Origin of the sequence: Streptomyces sp. NPDC003036 (genome assembly GCF_040611175.1) — a bacterium.
Taxonomy (GTDB): domain Bacteria; phylum Actinomycetota; class Actinomycetes; order Streptomycetales; family Streptomycetaceae; genus Streptomyces.
Genome location: NZ_JBEXNO010000001.1, coordinates 178,459 through 196,082 on the forward strand (window position 1 = coordinate 178,459; position 17,624 = coordinate 196,082).

The window sequence follows — 17,624 nt, forward strand, 5'->3', positions numbered from 1 at the left end:
CCCTTGGAAACCAAGGCTGTTCGGCGGATAGGCATGGCTCCGCAACTTATCGGTGGGTACGAGCCTGCCACATGCCCGACGTCGGGGGGAGGGCTCAACTCACCACTACGGGGGATGCGCGCCACGGCGTGAGCCACCGGCGCACGCCACCCCGTCGAGCGCCCCCCGGGCTTCCTCCGCGTCTCCCTCCCCCTCTCCGCCCGTGTGTCACGACGGGTTGTCCACAGGGCATTCGCAGGGCGGCGGAATCCTCATAAGGTGAGCAGTATTGGCGGTACGGACGGTCGAGGAGGATCACGGTGAGCGAGACGAGCGGGACGAGCGGCGCGAGCGGTACGGGCCCGATGCTGCGGGCCGCGCTGGACGACATCCCCACCTACAAGCCGGGCAAGCCCGCCGCGGCGCCCGTCCCTGGTGGCCCGGTCGCGTACAAGCTGTCCTCGAACGAGAACCCGTACCCCCCGCTGCCCGGCGTGATGGAGGCCGCGGTCGCCGCCGCGTCCGGTTTCAACCGCTACCCGGACGCGACGTGCGCCGGCCTGATGGCCGAGATCTCCGAGCGGTTCGGGGTGCCCGTGTCCCACCTGGCGACGGGCACCGGCTCGGTGGGCGTGGCCCAGCAGCTGGTGCAGGCGACCGCCGGCCCGGGCGACGAGGTGATGTACGCGTGGCGCTCCTTCGAGGCGTACCCGATCATCACCCGGATCAGCGGTGCCACGCCGGTGCAGGTCCCGCTCACCGACGGCGATGTGCACGACCTGGACGCGATGGCGGAAGCGATCACCGACCGGACGCGGCTGATCTTCGTCTGCAACCCCAACAACCCCACCGGCACGGTGGTGCGGCGGGCGGAGCTGGAGCGGTTCCTGGACCGGGTGCCGTCCGGTGTGCTGGTGGTGCTGGACGAGGCGTACCGCGAGTTCATCCGCGACAGCGACGTGCCCGACGGGATCGAGCTCTACCGCGACCGGCCGAACGTCTGCGTGCTGCGGACGTTCTCGAAGGCGTACGGCCTGGCCGGGCTGCGGGTGGGCTTCGCCATCGCCCACGAGCCGGTCGCCACGGCCCTGCGCAAGACGGCGCTGCCCTTCTGCGTCAGCCAGCTGGCGCAGGACGCGGCGGTGGCCTCGCTGCGCGCCGAGGACGAGCTGCTGGGGCGGGTGGGCTCGCTGGTGTGCGAGCGCACGCGGGTGTACGAGGGGCTCGTGGCCCAGGGGTGGACGGTGCCCGAGACGCAGGCGAACTTCGTCTGGCTGCGCCTGGGTGAGGCGACCGTGGCCTTCGCGGAGGCCTGCGACGAGGCGGGCGTGGTCGTGCGGCCGTTCCCCGGCGAGGGTGTGCGGGTGACGATCGGCGAGAGCGAGGGGAACGACATCTTCCTGCGGGTGGCGGAGTCGTTCCGCAAGGAGCGGTTCTGACGGAACCGGAGGCGGAGGCCGCGGGCTAGTCGCGGACTAGTCGCCGGCGAGCTCGACGCGGATCGGGTCGCCGTCGCGGACGGTGGCGAGGACGCGCGGGTCGCCGTCGAGGCTGCCGAGCAGGTTGCACGGGCTCGCGAGGCGGCATTCGTCGCCGCGCGAGATCGGCGTGGGCCCGTACGGGAGGGCCAGCGCGTCGCCGTCGGTCCAGAAGGCGACGGTGCCCGGCTCCACGACCTGGCGGGCGTCGGGCTCCCGAGACGCGGAGACGGGAGTGTCGAAGTAGACCTCCTCGCCCCAGGTGCGGGCGGTGGAGGTGATTGGGAGGACCCCTGCGAGCGCCTTGCTCGTAGGGGTTTCTTCGATGGTCGCGGTGGTGTGGCCGGCGGGCCAGGAGATGCGGATCTTCATACCTGGAAATTCAACAATATGTTGAAGTTCTAGGGAAGGGGTACCCCCGGGTGCGGCTACGGATTTCGTTTGAGTCATAATTGCTTGTGATTGTGAACGCATTCACAAGCTCGCCTGGTTCCTCCCAAGATCCACCGGAATCAGAGGGCGGGTGAGGGCGCAAGACCGTAGATGCAAGGCCGTAAGGAGAAGATGTCGTGGACCTGGCTCTGGCGCCAGAGACCCTGGCGCGGTGGCAGTTCGGTATCACTACCGTCTACCACTTTCTCTTCGTTCCGCTGACGATCTCCCTCGCCGCCCTCACCGCCGGTCTTCAGACCGCCTGGGTGCGGACCGAGAAGGAGAAGTACCTCAGGGCGACGAAGTTCTGGGGGAAGCTCTTCCTGATCAATATCGCGATGGGTGTCGTCACCGGCATCGTGCAGGAGTTCCAGTTCGGCATGAACTGGTCCGACTACTCGCGGTTCGTCGGTGACGTCTTCGGCGCGCCGCTCGCCTTCGAGGCGCTGATCGCGTTCTTCTTCGAGTCGACCTTCATCGGCCTGTGGATCTTCGGCTGGGACAAGCTGCCCAAGCGGATCCACCTGGCCTGCATATGGATGGTCTCGATCGGCACGATCCTGTCCGCGTACTTCATCCTGGCGGCCAACTCCTGGATGCAGCACCCCGTCGGGTACAAGATCAACGAGGCCACCGGGCGGGCCGAGCTCACCGACTTCTGGCTGGTGCTCACCCAGAACACCACCCTCACCCAGGTCTTCCACACCATGTCCGCGGCCTTCCTCACCGGCGGCGCGTTCATGGTCGGCATCGCCGCCTTCCACCTGGCCCGCAAGAAGCACGTGCCGGTGATGCGCACCTCGCTGCGCCTGGGCCTGGTCACCGTCGTCCTCGGCGGCATGCTCACCGCGATCAGCGGTGACTTCCTCGGCAAGGTCATGTACGAGCAGCAGCCGATGAAGATGGCCGCGGCCGAGGCCCTGTGGGACGGCGAGAGCCCGGCCCCCTTCTCGGTCTTCGCGTACGGAGACGTCGACAAGGGCCACAACAAGGTCGCCATCGAGGTCCCGGGCCTGCTGTCCTTCCTCGCGCACAGCGACTTCGAGTCGTACGTCCCCGGGATCAACGACACCCAGAAGGCGCTCCAGGAGAAGTACGGGCCCGGCGACTACCGGCCCAATATCCCCGTCGCCTACTGGGGCTTCCGCTGGATGATCGGCTTCGGCATGGCGTCCTTCTCGCTCGGCCTCCTCGGGCTGTGGCTGACCCGGAAGCGGTTCCTGCTGCCCGAGCGGCTGCGGACCGGTGACGACCAGGTGCCGAACCTGGTGCTCTTCCGCAAGCCGCTGAGCGCCAAGTTCGCCAAGCTGTACTGGCTCGTCGCCCTGTGGACGCTGGCCTTCCCGCTGATCGCCAACTCCTGGGGCTGGATCTTCACCGAGATGGGCCGCCAGCCCTGGGCGGTGTACGGCGTGCTGCGCACCCGTGACGCCGTCTCCCCCGGTGTCTCCCAGGCCGAGATCCTCATTTCGATGATCGTCTTCACCGCGCTGTACGCGGTGCTCGCCGTGGTCGAGGTGAAGCTGCTGGTCAAGTACGTCAAGGCCGGGCCGCCCGAGCTCACCGAGTCCGACCTGAACCCGCCCACGAAGATCGGCGGCCACGACCGGGGCGCCGGTCAGGACGCCGACCGGCCGATGGCCTTCTCGTACTGATGGCCCTTCACTCAAGGACTGGGAGCTGAGGCATGGAACTCCACGACGTCTGGTTCGTCGTCATCGCCGTCCTGTGGACGGGCTACTTCTTCCTGGAGGGATTCGACTTCGGAGTCGGTGTCCTCACCAAGCTGCTCGCCCGCAACCGGGTCGAGAAGCGGGTGCTGATCAACACCATCGGGCCCGTCTGGGACGGCAACGAGGTGTGGCTGCTCACCGCCGCCGGCGCGACCTTCGCCGCCTTCCCGGACTGGTACGCCACGCTCTTCTCCGGCTTCTACCTGCCGCTGCTGCTCATCCTGGTGTGCCTGATCGTGCGCGGTGTCGCCTTCGAGTACCGCGCCAAGCGGCCCGAGGAGCGGTGGCAGCACAACTGGGAGCAGGCGATCTTCTGGACCTCGCTGATCCCCGCGTTCCTGTGGGGCGTGGCCTTCGGGAACATCGTGCGCGGCGTGAAGATCGACGCCACCAAGGAGTACGTGGGCACGCTCGCGGACCTGTTCAACCCGTACGCTCTTCTGGGCGGGCTCGTCACCCTGACCCTGTTCACCTTCCACGGCACGGTCTTCACCGCGCTGAAGACGGTGGGGGACATCCGGGTGCGGGCACGCAAGCTGGCACTGACGCTCGGGCTGATCACCGCCGCCCTCGTCCTCGCCTTCCTGAGCTGGACACAGGTCGCGCGGGGCGACGGGGCGAGCCTGGTGGTGATGGTCGTCGCCGTGGTGTCGCTCATCGGTGCGGTCGTGACCATCAAGGCGGGGCGCGAGGGCTGGTCGTTCGCGTTGTCCGGCGTCACGATCGCGGCCGCGGTCGCGATGCTCTTCCTGACCCTCTTCCCGAACGTCATGCCGTCCTCGCTGGACCCCCGGTGGAGCCTCACGGTCACCAACGCGGCGTCCAGCCCGTACACGCTCAAGATCATGAGCTGGTGTGCGGCGATCGCCACGCCGCTGGTGCTGCTGTACCAGGGCTGGACGTACTGGGTGTTCCGCAAGCGCATCGGTACGCAGCACATCGCCGACGCCGCTCACTAGTGATGCCGCTCATCCAGTAGGGGATGTTTCACGTGAAACCGATCGACCCGCGCCTGCTCCGGTACGCCCGTGCCACCCGCCTCTTCCTGGCGGCGGTGGTGGTGCTCGGTCTGCTCGGCGCGGGTCTGGTCGTCGCCCAGGCGATGCTCATCGCCGAGGTGGTGGTGGGCGCCTTCCAGCAGGGGCTGGATGCGTCCGACCTGGCGACGCCGATGCTGCTGCTGGCGGCGGTCGCGGTGGGGCGGGGGCTCGTGTCATGGCTGACCGAGCTCGCCGCCCACCGGGCCAGCGCGGCGGTCAAGTCCGAGCTGCGGGGGCGGCTGCTGGAGCGTGCGGCCGAGCTGGGGCCGGGCTGGCTGAGCGGGCAGCGGGTCGGGTCGCTGGTGGCCCTGGCCACCCGGGGCGTGGACGCCCTCGACGACTACTTCGCCCGGTACCTGCCGCAGCTGGGGCTGGCCGTGGTGGTGCCGGTGGCAGTCCTCGCGCGGATCGTCACCGAGGACTGGGTGTCGGCGGCGATCATCGTGGGGACGCTGCCGCTGATCCCCGTCTTCATGGTGCTCATCGGATGGGCCACCCAGGCCCGGATGGACCGGCAGTGGAAGCTCCTGTCGAGGCTGTCCGGGCACTTCCTGGACGTGGTGGCGGGGCTGCCGACCCTGAAGGTCTTCGGGCGCGCGAAGGCGCAGGCCGAGTCGATCCGGGCGATCACCTCGGAGTACCGGCAGGCGACCGTGCGGACCCTGCGGATCGCCTTCCTGTCGTCGTTCGCCCTGGAGCTGCTGTCGACGCTGTCGGTGGCGCTGGTGGCCGTCGGCGTCGGCATGCGGCTGGTCCACGGGGACCTGGATCTGTACACGGGTCTCGTGATCCTGGTGCTGGCGCCCGAGGCGTACCTGCCGCTGCGGCAGGTCGGGGCGCAGTACCACGCGGCGGCGGAGGGGCTCGCGGCCGCGGAGGAGATCTTCGACGTCCTGGAGACCCCGGTGCGGGCGGGCGGCACCGGTGCCGTGCCCGCCGGGCCGGTGCGCCTGGAGCTGGACGCCGTGACCGTACGCCACGCCGGGCGCGCCGAGCCCTCGCTCGACGCGGCCTCCCTGGTCGTGGAGGAGGGCGAGACCGTGGCCCTGGTCGGGCCGAGCGGAGTGGGGAAGTCGACGCTGCTCGATGTGGTGCTGGGCTTCGCGGAGCCGGCGGCCGACGGTGGCCGCGTGCTGGTCGGGGGCGTCGAGCTCGGGTCGCTGGACCTGGAGCGGTGGCGGGAGCAGGTGGCGTGGGTGCCGCAGCGGCCGTACCTGTTCGCCGGGACCATCGCGGAGAACGTGCGCCTGGCCCGGCCGGACGCGGACGACGCGGCGGTCGCGCGGGCGCTGCGGGACGCGGGGGCGGCGGAGTTCGTCGACGCGTTGCCGGCGGGGCCCGGGACCGTGCTGGGCGAGGACGGCGCCGGGCTGTCGGCGGGACAGCGGCAGCGGCTGGCGCTGGCGCGGGCGTTCCTGGCCGACCGGCCCGTGCTGTTGCTCGACGAGCCGACGGCGGCGCTGGACGGGGAGACCGAGGCGGGGGTGGTGGCCGCGGTGAGGCGGCTGGTGGCGGGGCGGACGGTGCTGTTGGTGGTGCATCGGCCGGCGCTGCTGGAGGTGGCGGATCGGGTGGTGGCGCTGCGGGGCTCTTCCCCCGCCCCTCCCCTTCCCGGAACCGGGGCTCCGCCCCGGACCCCGGGGCAGGAGTTGTTCGTGGGGGCTGACGCCCCCACGGCCTCGGGCGCGGGCGCTGCGCGCCGCGCGGAGGTGGAACCTGCTGATGCGAGCGCGGGTGCCGAGGCTTCCGCCCGCGTGGGCGCGAAGTCTGCGGGTGCGCCGGCTTCAGGCGCAGGAGCGGCCGCCGGGCCGGGTGCTGCCGCGTTGCGGTGGGTGCGGGAGTTGGCGGGGGAGTGGCGTGCGCGGTTGTGGGTGGCGTTGGGGTTGGGGAGCCTGGCCCTGGGGTCGGCCGTCGGGCTCATGGGGGTGTCCGGGTGGCTCATCTCGCGGGCCTCGGAGCAGCCGCCCGTGCTGTACCTGATGGTGGCCGTGACGGCGACTCGGGCGTTCGGGATCGGCCGGGCCGTGTTCCGGTACGCCGAGCGGCTCGTGGCGCACGACACCGTGCTGCGGGTGCTCGCCGAGGTCAGGGTCGCCGTGTACCGCAGGCTGGAGCGGATCGCGCCCGCCGGGCTGCGTACGGCCCGCCGGGGTGACCTGCTGTCGAGGCTCGTCTCCGACGTGGACTCCCTCCAGGACTACTGGCTCCGGTGGCTGCTGCCCGCCGGGTCCGCCGTGGTCGTCGGCGCCGGGGCCGTCGGCTTCACGGCGTGGCTGCTGCCCGAGGCGGGAGCCGTCCTGGCGGCCGGGCTCCTCCTCGCGGGGGTGGGTGTGCCGCTGGTCAGCGGGGCGACCGCCCGGCGGGCCGAGGGCCGGCTCGCGCCCGCGCGTGGTGCCCTGGCCGTGGCCGCCGTCGACCTGCTGCGCGGCTGCGCGGAGCTCACGGTGGCCGGAGCCCTCAAGGGGCGTGCGGACCGGGTGCGTGAGGCCGACGCCGCGCTGACGCGCATCGCGTCGCGGCAGGCGTCCGCCACCGCGCTGGGCGGCGGGCTTTCCGCGCTGCTCACCGGGGTGACGGTGGCGGCGGCCGCGCTCGTGGGTGTGCAGGCGGTACGGGACGGCCGGCTCGACGGCGTGTCCCTCGCCGTCGTCGTCCTCGTCCCGCTCGCCGCGTTCGAGGCAGTCATCGGGCTTCCGCTCGCCGTCCAGTACCGCCAGCGCGTCCGGCGCGGCGCCGAGCGGGTGTACGAGGTGCTCGACGCCCCCGTCCCCGTACGGGAGCCGGAACGGCCGGCGGCGGCACCCGAGGGACCCTTCCCGGTGGAGGTGCGCGGGCTTTCCGCACGGTACGCCGGGCAGGAGCGGGACGCCCTCGCCGACTTCGACCTGCGGCTGGAGGCCGGCCGGCGGGTCGCCGTCGTCGGCGCGTCCGGGGCGGGCAAGACCACCGTCGCGCAGGTGCTGCTGCGGTTCCTGGACGCGCGCTCGGGCACGTACCGGATCGGCGGCGTGGACGCGGGCGCGCTCGACGGCGACGACGTGCGCCGCATGGTCGGGCTGTGCGCCCAGGACGCCCACATCTTCGACAGCACCATCCGGGAGAACCTGCGCCTGGCCCGTCCGGGCGCGAGCGACGACGCGTTGCGCCGCGCGCTGGACCGGGCCCGGCTGCTGGAGTGGGCCGACGCGCTGCCGGACGGCCTGGACACGCTCGTCGGCGAGCACGGCGCCCGGCTCTCGGGCGGTCAGCGCCAGCGGCTCGCGCTCGCCCGCGCGCTGCTGGCCGACTTCCCCGTGCTCGTGCTGGACGAGCCCGCCGAGCACCTGGACCTGGCCACCGCCGACGCGCTCACCGACGATCTGCTGCGCGCCACCGAGGGCCGTACGACCGTGCTGATCACGCACCGGCTGCACGGCCTGGAGGCGGTCGACGAGGTCGTCGTCCTGGAGGGCGGCCGGATCGTGCAGCGGGGCCCGTACGCCGAACTGGCCGCCAACGAGGGGCCGCTGCGGCGCATGCGGGAGCGGGAGCAGGCCGCCGATGTCCTGCACGCGGCGGCACGCGCCTGACTTTCGCTCCTAAAAGGGACTTATTACGCTCAAGTCCATGACGGATCCTCGCGTGCCGCGGTTGCTGGAGGCGATGCGGTCCGTCGGCACCGGGCTGGAGCCGGACGCCACCCTGGAGCGGATCTGCCGGACCGCCGCCGAGCTCGCCGGCGCGCGTTACGCCGCGCTCCGGGTGCTCGACGAGGAAGGCGGGGGCGGGGTGTCCGCCTCCGTCACGTACAGCGTCCCGGATGGCGTGCCGGACGGTTCCCCGCCGGCGCACCCGCCGACGCGGAGCTTCGTCCGGGCTCCGGTCCGCGTCCAGGGCGAGGCCTTCGGCACCCTGTACCTGGCGGGAAAGCGGGGCGGCGGCGAGTTCAGCACATCCGACCTGCGCATGGTGCGGGTCCTGGCCGCCGAAGCGGGGATCGCGATCGGCAACGCCCGGCTCTACGAGGCCGCCCGCCGGCGCGAGCGGTGGATCGACGGATCGGTCGCCGTCACCACGGCGCTGCTGTCGGGCGGGGACACCGACGACGCGCTCACGGTCGTCGCCGAACAGGCCCGGCGGCTCGCCGAAGCCGCCGCCGGAGTCGTGCTGCTGCCGGCGGATGAGGGTCTGGAGATCGTCGCCGTCGACTCCGACGACCCCGAGGCCGGCAAGGCGCTGGGCGTGGTCGTCCCGCGCGCGAGCCCGGTCGTGGAGCGGCTCTTGGCCGGGGAGGCCGTGTACGTCGGGGACGCGGCGGGCGACCCGCGCATGCGGGAGGTGAACGCCGCTCTGGCACGGCCGTACGGGCCCGGCATGCTGTTGCCGCTGTGGAGCGGCGGCCGGGTGCTCGGCGCGCTCGCCATCCCGCGCGCGCCCGGTGCCCGCCCGTTCACCGGGGCGGAGCGCGCGCTGGCGGCGCGGTTCGCCTCCCAGGCCGCGCTGGCGCTGATGGTGGCGGAGGCGCAGCGGGACCGGGAGCGGCTCGCGGTGTACGAGGACCGGGACAGGATCGCCCGTGACCTGCACGACCTGGTCATCCAGCGGCTCTTCGCGACGGGGATGACGCTGGAGAGCGTCCAGCGAGGCTCGGCGGTGCCCGCCGTCCGGGACGGTGTGGCGAAGGCCGTGGAGGAGCTGGACACGACCATCCAGGAGGTGCGTACCGCCGTCTTCGCGCTCCAGCAGGGGCCGGGCGAGGCACCGGCGGGGCTGGGCACGCGCGTGCTGCGGGAGATCAACATGGCGGCCGTACCGCTCGGCTTCAAGCCCTCGTACCGCTTCGTCGGTCCGGTGGACGCGGCGGTCGGCGAGCTGACCGGCAAGAACCTCGTCGCCGCGCTGCGCGAGGCGCTGTCCAACGCCTTCCGGCACGCGCGGGCGCGGCGGATCGAGGTGGTCGTGGACGCGACCGCGCGGCTGGCGGACGGCACCGAGGGCGTACGGCTGACCGTCGCCGACGACGGGGTGGGCGTCCCGGAGGGCGGGCGGCGCAGCGGCCTGCGGAACCTGGCCCGGCGGGCGGAGTCGCTGGGCGGGTCCAGCCGCCTCGAACCGGGCCTGGGAGCGGGCGGCGCCGGTACGACGGTGGTGTGGGAAGCACCGCTGTAGGCACCGCGGTAGCGCCCGCCGTAGTGCGCTGCCGTAGGCGCACTGCTGTACGTCGGTGAGGGGGCGTAGTAGGCCGGCCGGGCGTAGGGGCGTAGGCCGGACGGCGGTACGGGGCCCTTCGGGTCCACGAGAACCGGCGGGCACGGCGTCACCATCCCTGCATGGTTCTCCGTCCCCGCGCGTCCGCCGGCCGGCCGTTGCTCGTGCTGGTGGTGGCCGTGCTGGTCCTGCTGCCGCCGCCCCCGCAGGCCGCCGGGCACGAGCGGCACGACGGCCCCGTCGCCGTGGGGGCCGAGGTGGCGCGGTTGTACGACGAGGCGGGGCGGGCCACCGACGCGTACGAGCAGGGCAGGCGCGCGGCCGCCGCGCAGCGGGCGACGGCCGCCCGGCTCCAGGAGGAGCTCGGCGAGAAGCGGCGTGAGGTGGCGCTCCTGTACGACCGGGTGGGCGAGGTCGCCCGGGTGCAGTACCGCACGGGCGGCTCCCTCGCGATGACCGCGCGGTTGCTGCTGGCCGACGACCCGAACGAGGTGATGAGGGCGCAGCGGCTCGCCGGACAGGCGGCCCGGTCCGTCAACCGGCTCATGGAGCAGGCCCGCACGGCGGAACGCCGCCTGACGGTCGCCGAGCAGAACGCGCGGGCGGCGTGGCACGCGCTGGACCTGCGCACCTCCCGGCTGGCGGCGATCAAGCGGGGCATCGAGGCCCGGCTGGTGAGCGCCCAGCAGCGGCTGCACGCCGAGGCGCAGCGCAGTGTGGCGACAGGGCGGTGCCGGGGCACGGTACGGATCGGCCGGCGCGACGGAAAGGCTCCCGGAGGTCGCGGAGCGGGCGGCAGGGGCCCCGCCTGGGTGGCCCCGGTGACGGACTACCGGCTGTCGGCCCGGTTCGACAGCGCGGGCGGGCGCTGGTCCCACCGGCACACGGGCCAGGACTTCGCGGTGGACCTCGGCGCACCGGTGCGGTCGATCGGCGCGGGGCGGGTGCAGTCGGTGTCGTGCGGGGGCGCCTTCGGGATCGAGGTGGTCGTACGGCACGAGAACGGCTGGTACTCGCAGTACGCGCACCTGTCCGCGCCCGGCGTGGGCAAGGGCGAGCGGGTGCGGACGGGGCAGTGGATCGGGCAGGCGGGCACCACGGGCAACTCGACGGGGCCGCACCTGCACTTCGAGGTACGGCTCACTCCGCAGTACGGCTCCGCCGTCGACCCGGTGCGCTGGCTGCGCGAGCACGGGGTGCGGCTGCGCGAGTGAGCCCGGGCGAGGGGGTCAGGCGCCCGCGAGGATGGACTCGATGACGACGGCGACGCCGTCCTCGTTGTTGGCGACGGTACGGCCGGAGGCGGCGGCGACGACGTCCGGGTGGGCGTTGCCCATCGCGTACGAGCGGCCCGCCCACGTCAGCATCTCGATGTCGTTGGGCATGTCGCCGAACGCGACGACCTCGTCGGCGGAGATGCCGCGCTCGGCGCAGCACAGGGCGAGGGTGCTGGCCTTGGAGACGCCGAGGCCGCTGACCTCCAGCAGCGCGGTGGTGCTGGAGCGGGTGATGGCGGCGCGGTCGCCGGCGGCGGCGCGGGCGAGGGCGAGGAAGCCGTCCGGGGTGAGTTCGTCGTGGTGGGCGAGCATCTTCAGTATGGGAGCGCCGGTGCCGGGCTCGTCCTCGTGCAGCAGCTTCTCCACCTCGGCGACGGTGGCGCCCGCGTCGATGAAGACGGGGGTGTACTGCGGCTCGTGGTGGAAGCCGGTGGTGAGCTCGACCGCGAACGCCGTGCCGGGCGCCTCCCTGCGCAGGGCCTGGACGACGTGGAGGGCGGCGTCCCGCCCCAGGGGGCGGACCTTCAGGAGCCTGCCGCCGGCGTGGAGGTCGACGACGGCCGCGCCGTTGGCGCAGATCGCCAGGCCGTGGCCGTGGACGTGGTCGGCGACGACGTCCATCCAGCGAGCCTGCCGGCCGGTGACGAAGAAGACCTCGATCCCCGCCTCCTCGGCGGCGGCGAGGGCCGCGACCGTACGGTCGGAAACGGACTTGTCGTCGCGCAGAAGCGTGCCGTCCAGGTCGGTGGCGATCAGGCGGGGACGTCTGTGAGCCGTCGGCCGCAGTCGGGGAGAGGTCGCTGAGGAGGTCACCGTTCCATTGTCCCGTACCGGATGCACGGTCGTGCAGGCATATGCACATGTGAGCCACCGGGATTGGCCGAGAGTGACCGGATGGTGACAGGTGTTCGGGAGGGGGAGCGCCCGCACGCCACGGTCGGCGGGGTTGTCGGTGGTGCCGCGTAGGGTCGTCGTATGCGTCTGAGTACCGTGATCCTTCCCTACCACCGATGGCACGAAGGCGGCCGCGACGCGTGGCTGCGGGCCGAGCAGCTCGGTTTCCACGCGGCGTACACCTACGACCACCTGTCCTGGCGGGTGCCGTTCCGCGACGGTCCCTGGTTCGGCGCGATACCGACGCTGACCGCGGCGGCCGGCGCGACCGAGCGGATACGGCTCGGCACGCTGGTCACCTCGCCGAACTTCCGGCACCCGGTCACCCTCGCCAAGGAGCTGATCACCCTCGACGACCTCTCCGGCGGCCGGGTCACGCTCGGCATCGGCGCGGGCGGCATCGGGTTCGACGCGACGGCGCTCGGGCAGGAGGCGTGGTCCCCGCGTGAGCGCGCCGACCGGTTCGGGGAGTTCCTGCCGCTGCTGGACCGGCTGCTGAGCGAGGACACCGTCACGCATGAGGGCCGGTTCTACTCGGCGCGCGAGGCGCAGAACATCCCCGGGTGCGTGCAGCGGCCCCGGCTGCCGTTCGCCGTGGCGGCGACCGGACCGCGCGGGCTGAAGCTCGCGGCGCGGCACGGACAGGCCTGGGTGACGACCGGTGACCCCAAGGTGTCGGAGACGGGCACGCCCGAGGAGTCGCGGGAGGCGATACGCGGGCAGCTGGAGCGGCTCGCCAAGGCGTGCGCGGATGTCGGGCGCGAGCCGGCGGAGCTGGACAAGGTCCTGCTGACCGGGTTCACACCGGAGGGCAGCGCGGTGTTGGAGTCGGTCGACGCCTTCGTGGACTTCGCGGGGCGCCACCGGGAGCTGGGCTTCACCGAGATCGTCCTCCACACGCCGATCCCGGGCACCCGGTTCGCCGCCGACCCGGCGGTCTTCGAGCGCATCGCGGCCGAGGCGCCCGCGCAGCTGGGCTGACGCGCATCCCGGATGACGCAAATCCCGGATGACGCGCATCCCGGCTGACCCGCCCCAAGGCCGATCAGCCGGGGAAGCGCAGGTACGCGGGGGGCACGGCGTCGGTGAGCCAGACGCCGTTGGCCGTCACGTGGAAGACATGGCCGTCGCGCGCCATGGCCCCGGCGTCCACGGCGAGGACGACGGGCCGGCCGCGCCGGGCTCCTACGCGCGTGGCGGTCTCCCGGTCCGGCGACAGGTGGACGTGGTGCCGGGCCATGGGGCGCAGGCCCTCGGCACGGATCGCGGGCAGGGCGCGGGCGACCGTGCCGTGGTAGAGGTACGCGGGCGGAGTCGCCGGCGGCAGGTCGAGGTCGACGTCGACCGTGTGGCCCTGGTTGGCGCGGATCCGGTCGTGCTCGGTGTCGATCGTGAAGCGCTGCTTGTCGTTGACGGCGACGACGTGCTCCAGCTCGGCCCGGCTGATCCGCACGCCGTGTTCGGCGGCCGCCCGCAACAGGTCGTCGATCGCGACCCAGCCGTGCGGGTCGAGGGTGAGGCCGATCCTGTCGGGTTGGTGGCGCAGGTGCTTCGACAGGTACTTCGACACCTTCACGGTGCGCCTGTCGTCCATGCCGCTCGTCGCGTTCATGCGCGCAGCGTGTCAGGGATCACGCATGTCTTGCCATAGAAATTACGGTCGGTAGGTTTGGTCCACAGCCAACCCCGGTTATCCACAGAGGAATTGACGAATCTGTGGACAACCAACCCCGTCCGTCAGGGTATTTGATCAACTTCACGGCTCTTGCCGTGGTGTGACGCGAGGGCGTCCAACGTCCGTGCCCGAACCTCCCGTTCGGCCGCCGCCGCGATGAAGGCCGAAGCGTTCTCGGGGCCGACGAGCCGGTGGACGGCGCGAATCGTGTCGGCGGGAAGAGGCACCGCCCTCGACTCGACGTCCTGCGGGAGCGAGGCCTCCGGCGCGAGGTGCTGCTGGAGGTGCCGGGTGGCGAACGTCCGCATGGCACGAGCCAGTTCGGCGTCGACCGTCTGCTGGGCGAGCGGGCGCAGCCGCCGCACCAGCGTCGCCGCCTCCGCCGCGTCCGCGTCCGTCGGCGGCCGGTGCTCCAGGTACCGCGCGAAGACGTGCTCCGTGGTGAACTCCAGGAAGCGGTGCGCTATGTGCTCCACCTGGCCGCGAAGTTCCCTCAGGTGCCCGGCGATTGCCAGCAGCGGGACCCCGGCGGCGTACAACTCGGCCGCCACGGCGAGCTCCTGGGGGCTCGGGACGAGGAACTCGTCGTCGCGCCCCGGGACGCGTTCGAGCACGCCGAGCTCGATCGCCTCCTCCACGGCCCGCTCGTCCGGCGTGCCGCCGAAGGCGGCGTCCAGCTCGGCGCGCGTGATGCGGTCCGCCTTCTCGTCGGTCCACGGGCCGTTCACCTCCGCGACCAGCCCCAGCACCCCGCCGAGGCCCCGGCCCGCGTCCCACGCCTCCAGGAGCTCCTTGATGGAGGCGAGAGTGTAGCCGCGGTCCAGCAGGTCGGCGATCTGCCGGAGCCGGGTCAGGTGGGCTTCGCCGTAGACGTTGGACCGCCCGCGCCGCTCCGGCTTTGGCAGCAGCCCCCGGTCCTGGTAGGCGCGGATGGTGCGGACCGTGGCACCGCTGCGATGCGCCAGATCCTCGATCCGGTACTCGATCCGGTACTCGGCCCGGTTCTCGGCCGGGTTCTCGGTCCGCTCGTCCACACCCGCTCCCTGCCTGCCTGCGGTCCCGACACCCGGGCATCCGTGCGAGGGATCGTACGTCCCCACCCGGCCTACACCGGGGGCTTCACCCTGGCCAGCGCCCGCAGCGCGCGGGGCGCGAGGCGGGACAGGAGGTGGGCGCCCCTGGCCTCCGGGGTGACCGGCACCACCGCCTGGTTCCCGGCGACGGCGCGCAGGATCGCGTCGGCCACCTTCTCCGGCGGGTAGTTGCGCAGCCCGTACAGCCTGGCCGTCCTCTTCTGCCGGCGCTTCTCCTCGTCCTCCGACACCCCGGCGAAGCGCGCGGTGGCGGTGATGTTGGTGTTCACGATGCCCGGGCAGATCGCCGTGACCCCGATGCCCTGCCCGGCCAGCTCGGCGCGCAGGCACGCGCTGAGCATCAGCACCGCTGCCTTGGAGGCGCTGTACGCGGGCAGCTCCCGGGAGGGCTGGAAGGCGGCCGCCGACGCGATGTTGACGATGTGGCCGCCCTGGCCCCGCTCGGCCATCTGCCCGCCGAACAGCCGGCAGCCGTGGATGACACCCCACAGATTGACGTCGAGGACCTTTTTCCAGTCCTCGCTCGTCGTGTCGAAGAAGGAACCGGCCATGCCGATCCCGGCGTTGTTCACGAGCACGTCCACGACGCCGTACTCGGCGGCGACCTTCTCGGCGAGCTTCTCCATGGCCTGCTCGTCGCTCACGTCCGCCACCTCCGCCCAGGCCTGCGGCGCCCCGATCAGCCGTGCCAGTTCGGCCGTGCGCGCCGCGCCTTCCGCGTCCCGGTCGACCGCCACCACCCGCGCGCCCGCCTCGGCGAACGCGAAGGCGGTGGCCCGCCCGATGCCGCCCGCCGCGCCGGTGACCAGCACCAGCTGCCCGCCGAACCGGTCGGCGTACGGCCGCCCGGAGGCCACCGGGCCGGGCAGCTCGGCGCCCTGGTCCCGCTCCTCGTGGGCCGTCACGAACTCGGTGATCCAGGCGGCCAGCTGGTCGGGCCGGGTCCGCGGCACCCAGTGCTTCGCGGGCAGGGTGCGCCGCACCAGCCGCGGGACCCACGCGCCGAGGTCGTCGTAGAGCCGCTCCGACAGGAACACGTCACCGGTCGGCACGATCAGCTGCACGGGCGCGTGGGCGTACGCGTCGGAGCGCGGGTGCCGCAAGCGGGACCGGACGTTGTCCCGGTACAGCCAGGCGCCGTGCGCCGCGTCCGAGGGCAGGGACGCGGTCGGATAGCCGGTGTCCGGCAGCTTCTCGACGCGGCGCAGGAGCGCCGGCCACCGCTTGCCGAGCGGCCCGCGCCAGGCCAGCTCCGGCAGCTTGGGCGTGTGCAGCAGGTAGACGTACCAGGACTTGGCACCCTGACCGAGGAGGTGGCCGATCCTGCGCGGAGTGGGCCGGGCCATGCGCTGCTTGATCCAGTGCCCGAAGTGGTCCAGGGACGGGCCGGACATCGAGGTGAAGGAGGCGATCCGGCCCTCGGTGCGCTTCACCGTGACGAACTCCCACGACTGCACCGAGCCCCAGTCGTGCCCGACCAGGTGCACCGGCCGGTCCGGGCTGACCGCGTCCACGACGGCCAGGAAGTCGTCCGTCAGCTTCTCCAGCGTGAACCCGCCGCGCAGCGGCTTGGGCGCGCTCGACCGGCCGTGGCCGCGTACGTCGTACAGCACCACGTGGAAGTCGCCGGCGAGCCGGGACGCGACCTCGGACCACACCTCCTTGGAGTCCGGGTAGCCGTGGACGAGCACGACCGTCGGCCGTGAGGCGTCCCCCAGCTCGGCGACGCACAGCTCGATCCCGCCCGTACGAATCCGGCGCTCGCGCGCGTCCAGCGACGTCATCACACACCCTCCGCCCAGCGCCGCACGTGCGGCAGATCGTCGTCCAGCCAGAACGCGCTCTCCTCCGGGTCCCGCGAGTCCGTGACCACCAGGAGCTCCTCGAACTTCGCGCCCGTGCCCCGGAAGCCGAGGTGCGGCTCGACCGCCCACAGCCCCGGCCGCGGCGGGTGGTCGGAGAAGGCGTACGGCGACCACAGCGGCGACCAGCCCTCGCGGTGGCCGTGCAGGGCGTCGCTCGCCAGCCCCTTCAGCGCCTGCGTACCGAAGCCGAAGAGCGTCGGCGACCAGCGGCGCTGCGCGACCCGGTCGACCTTGTGGGCGATCACGCCGAAGGGATAGGCGCGGTGCCGGTTGGCGTACCCCTGCCGCACCATGAGCCGGTCGACGTCCTCGTAGATCTCCCGCAGGGGGCGCCGCTCCCGCACCTCGCGCAGGATCAGCTCCCGGTGCTCGCGCAGGTCGGCCAGGAGCTTGTCGTGGACCGGGTTGAGGCCGAGGCAGCCCGAGTAGCCGATGTCGGCGGTGAAGCCCTTGTACACCGGCGCCATGTCGAGGATGAACGGCATCCCCGGCTCCAGCCGCCGGTTCGTCGGGAAGAACTGCAGCGGTATCCGGAAGTTCACGAACGCCGTGCGGTCGCCGAACCAGGCGAAGGGGAGGTGGAACCAGTCCCGCACGCCCCGCTCGCGCAGCCACGCGCGCTGCATCCGCGCCGCCTCGCGCTCGGTCACGCCGGGCGTGAGCCGCGCGGCGACCGCCTCGGCGCACTCGTACGCCAGGCGCTGCACTTCCCTGAAGCCGCGCAGCTCCGCGCCGCGTTCGACTGCCACTACCGACGTCATGCCACCGTCCGTCCCGTGTGTGCGGTGCTGGATGCGCGCTACGCGTCCGTAACGTGACACTGATGAATGTGACAATGCCCGACGGCTGCGTCAAGGGTCGTGCACCGCCTGTGGAAAACCCCGACCCGGACCCCACCCGGACCCGACCCGTGCCCGACCCGGACCCGGCCCGTAAGCGACCTCCCGACGGGCTCCCCTACGGGCCCGTA

13 protein-coding genes are annotated in these 17,624 nt (G+C 72.6%); 7 read left to right on the top strand and 6 right to left on the bottom strand.

Annotation, left to right across the window (positions count from 1 at the left end; all coding sequences use genetic code 11):
* Positions 1 to 344 precede the first annotated feature (344 nt).
* The gene (gene hisC, locus ABZX67_RS00815) at positions 345 to 1,418 is read left to right on the top strand and encodes a histidinol-phosphate transaminase (RefSeq protein WP_355352720.1); all 1,074 of its coding nucleotides are present in this window, start codon (positions 345 to 347) and stop codon (positions 1,416 to 1,418) included.
* Positions 1,419 to 1,454: 36 nt separating this feature from the next.
* Here the strand turns inward: hisC and ABZX67_RS00820 are convergent, their stop codons facing one another.
* Positions 1,455 to 1,829 (bottom strand): cyclophilin-like fold protein, encoded by a 375-nt coding sequence (locus tag ABZX67_RS00820; RefSeq protein ID WP_355352313.1) that lies wholly within the window; start codon positions 1,827 to 1,829, stop codon positions 1,455 to 1,457.
* A 197-nt stretch (positions 1,830 to 2,026) separates the two neighbouring features.
* On the opposite strand from ABZX67_RS00820, the gene ABZX67_RS00825 reads away from it, so the two are divergent.
* The 5 genes from ABZX67_RS00825 (at position 2,027) to ABZX67_RS00845 (ending at position 11,063) form a co-directional block, all read left to right on the top strand.
* Complete coding sequence (locus ABZX67_RS00825; protein ID WP_355352316.1) at positions 2,027 to 3,544, top strand: cytochrome ubiquinol oxidase subunit I; 1,518 nt, start codon at positions 2,027 to 2,029, stop codon at positions 3,542 to 3,544.
* A 32-nt stretch (positions 3,545 to 3,576) separates the two neighbouring features.
* A complete protein-coding gene (cydB, locus tag ABZX67_RS00830; protein ID WP_355352318.1) occupies positions 3,577 to 4,581 on the top strand; it encodes a cytochrome d ubiquinol oxidase subunit II in 1,005 nt (334 codons plus the stop codon).
* Positions 4,582 to 4,613: 32 nt separating this feature from the next.
* Positions 4,614 to 8,231, top strand: a complete 3,618-nt coding sequence (gene cydD / locus ABZX67_RS00835; RefSeq protein WP_355352321.1) for a thiol reductant ABC exporter subunit CydD — start codon at positions 4,614 to 4,616, stop codon at positions 8,229 to 8,231.
* Between the two features lie 37 nt (positions 8,232 to 8,268).
* Entirely contained in the window at positions 8,269 to 9,810 is a 1,542-nt protein-coding gene (locus tag ABZX67_RS00840) for a GAF domain-containing protein (RefSeq protein ID WP_355352324.1), read from the top strand.
* 161 nt (positions 9,811 to 9,971) lie between these two features.
* A complete protein-coding gene (locus tag ABZX67_RS00845) occupies positions 9,972 to 11,063 on the top strand; it encodes a M23 family metallopeptidase (RefSeq protein ID WP_355352327.1) in 1,092 nt (363 codons plus the stop codon).
* A gap of 15 nt (positions 11,064 to 11,078) precedes the next feature.
* Here the strand turns inward: ABZX67_RS00845 and ABZX67_RS00850 are convergent, their stop codons facing one another.
* Entirely contained in the window at positions 11,079 to 11,939 is an 861-nt protein-coding gene (locus tag ABZX67_RS00850; protein WP_355352330.1) for an HAD family hydrolase, read from the bottom strand.
* A 162-nt stretch (positions 11,940 to 12,101) separates the two neighbouring features.
* On the opposite strand from ABZX67_RS00850, the gene ABZX67_RS00855 reads away from it, so the two are divergent.
* Complete coding sequence (locus ABZX67_RS00855) at positions 12,102 to 13,001, top strand: LLM class flavin-dependent oxidoreductase (RefSeq protein ID WP_355352333.1); 900 nt, start codon at positions 12,102 to 12,104, stop codon at positions 12,999 to 13,001.
* 64 nt (positions 13,002 to 13,065) lie between these two features.
* Here ABZX67_RS00855 and ABZX67_RS00860 read toward each other — a convergent pair whose 3' ends face one another.
* From ABZX67_RS00860 to ABZX67_RS00875, 4 genes are all read right to left on the bottom strand, one after another.
* A complete protein-coding gene (locus tag ABZX67_RS00860; RefSeq protein ID WP_355352723.1) occupies positions 13,066 to 13,614 on the bottom strand; it encodes an RNA 2'-phosphotransferase in 549 nt (182 codons plus the stop codon).
* Between the two features lie 143 nt (positions 13,615 to 13,757).
* Positions 13,758 to 14,729, bottom strand: coding sequence for a MerR family transcriptional regulator (locus ABZX67_RS00865; protein WP_355352335.1), 972 nt, complete (start codon positions 14,727 to 14,729; stop codon positions 13,758 to 13,760).
* Positions 14,730 to 14,800: 71 nt separating this feature from the next.
* On the bottom strand, positions 14,801 to 16,573 hold the full coding sequence (locus ABZX67_RS00870; protein ID WP_355352338.1) for an SDR family oxidoreductase: 1,773 nt from the start codon (positions 16,571 to 16,573) through the stop codon (positions 14,801 to 14,803).
* Positions 16,573 to 17,415, bottom strand: coding sequence for a M24 family metallopeptidase (locus tag ABZX67_RS00875; RefSeq protein ID WP_355352341.1), 843 nt, complete (start codon positions 17,413 to 17,415; stop codon positions 16,573 to 16,575). Before ABZX67_RS00875 ends, ABZX67_RS00870 begins: the two co-directional genes overlap by 1 nt.
* Positions 17,416 to 17,624 lie beyond the last annotated feature (209 nt).

Excerpts from the sequence above, each read along its gene's own strand:
- hisC (WP_355352720.1), top strand. The coding sequence starts at position 345 with ATGCTGCGGGCCGCGCTGGACGACATCCCCACCTACAAGCCGGGCAAG.
- ABZX67_RS00820 (WP_355352313.1), bottom strand. The coding sequence starts at position 1,829 with ATGAAGATCCGCATCTCCTGGCCCGCCGGCCACACCACCGCGACCATC.
- cydB (WP_355352318.1), top strand. The coding sequence starts at position 3,577 with ATGGAACTCCACGACGTCTGGTTCGTCGTCATCGCCGTCCTGTGGACG.
- ABZX67_RS00840 (WP_355352324.1), top strand. The coding sequence starts at position 8,269 with ATGACGGATCCTCGCGTGCCGCGGTTGCTGGAGGCGATGCGGTCCGTC.
- ABZX67_RS00845 (WP_355352327.1), top strand. The coding sequence starts at position 9,972 with ATGGTTCTCCGTCCCCGCGCGTCCGCCGGCCGGCCGTTGCTCGTGCTG.
- ABZX67_RS00855 (WP_355352333.1), top strand. The coding sequence starts at position 12,102 with ATGCGTCTGAGTACCGTGATCCTTCCCTACCACCGATGGCACGAAGGC.
- ABZX67_RS00860 (WP_355352723.1), bottom strand. The coding sequence starts at position 13,614 with ATGGACGACAGGCGCACCGTGAAGGTGTCGAAGTACCTGTCGAAGCAC.
- ABZX67_RS00870 (WP_355352338.1), bottom strand. The coding sequence starts at position 16,573 with ATGACGTCGCTGGACGCGCGCGAGCGCCGGATTCGTACGGGCGGGATC.
- ABZX67_RS00875 (WP_355352341.1), bottom strand. The coding sequence starts at position 17,415 with ATGACGTCGGTAGTGGCAGTCGAACGCGGCGCGGAGCTGCGCGGCTTC.